Genomic DNA, 1086 nt, shown 5'->3' with positions numbered 1-1086 from the left:
CGCGTACGTGGCGGCCAGGACGGCCGTGGTCTGCACGGCTGCCAGAGCCGTGGCGAGGGGGAGGGCACGGCGGGGCCGCTTACCGGGCATAGGTGAACCCTCCGTACTGCTCGACGGCGTCGGCCATGTCCTTGGCGGTGGCCGCGGCCTGGTCGCGCCCGACGGGCGCCGGACCGTCCTTCTGGGTGTAGTCGGTGACCTTCCAGTCGTTGCCGACCCACTTCAGCTGGAACGTGTTGGTGTACCAGCCCTCGGAGACCGGGTTCTTCGAGCCCTCACCGGCGAGGCCGAACAGGGCCGAGTACCAGACGGAGACGCTCGCGTTGCCGTTGCCGTACGCCTCCACCTTGGAGCCGACCGGGTTGAACCGGGAGATGAAGATCAGCCCGTTGGGCGCGGTGCCGTCCGGCTTGAGTCCGATCCGGGAGAGGAACTCCGGCCCCGAGTAGGCCCGGTCGAGATCGCCCTGGCGGGCAGCCGCGACGTCCGGCGCGTACACGGCGCCGACGATCTCGTGGCGGCGGGCCTGGTTGTACATGCCTTCCGAACCGAGCGCCACGACATAGTTCGCCGCCGCCGACTGCGCCCCCTGTTCCGTCTGGGCGAAGCCCGAGGCGATGCCGCCGTTCTTGCCCTCGACCGGCTTCACCCCGCTCGCCGCCGTCGGCTTCGACCCCGACTGCTTGGGGTCGTCCGACGCGGTGCCGCCGCCGCTGTCGCCCCGGTTGGCGAAGGCGATCGCGGCGACCAGGAGGGCCACCACGCCCACGACCATGATCAGGGACCGGGAGGCGCGGACGGGGCGGCGGGCGCCGCCGTACACGTCGGCGCCCTCGCCCTCCGGCAGCCGGGTGCGCGTCTGGCGCGTACCGCCGACGGTGCTGTACGCGTCCTCCGTGCGCCTGGAGTCGTGCTCGTCGCCGAGACTCATGCCGCGTACGCCCCCTCAACCCTTCGCTGGTCCGTCGTGCAGTACGACGGTAGCCGTGCTGGTTCCCGCGCGGGCGCGGTGTGGTGACTCGACATCAGGGAGACGCAACCTCAGCCGGTGGGCACGACGGACGGATGGTGTGGGTGGGCCTGGGC

Annotated in this window: 1 protein-coding gene; it reads right to left on the bottom strand. The window is 71.8% G+C overall.

All coding sequences use genetic code 11. From position 1 onward, the window contains the following. Window positions 1-79 precede the first annotated feature (79 nt). Window positions 80-931 (bottom strand): hypothetical protein, encoded by an 852-nt coding sequence (locus tag ACJA3G_RS37460; RefSeq protein WP_406557466.1) that lies wholly within the window; start codon window positions 929-931, stop codon window positions 80-82. Window positions 932-1086: the final 155 nt, after the last annotated feature.

The sequence above is a fragment of the Streptomyces sp. YS-3 genome (genome assembly GCF_045257485.1).
Lineage (GTDB): Bacteria > Actinomycetota > Actinomycetes > Streptomycetales > Streptomycetaceae > Streptomyces.
Note: the sequence above shows the minus strand (reverse complement) of the source record. Positions and strands in the feature narration are given on the sequence as shown.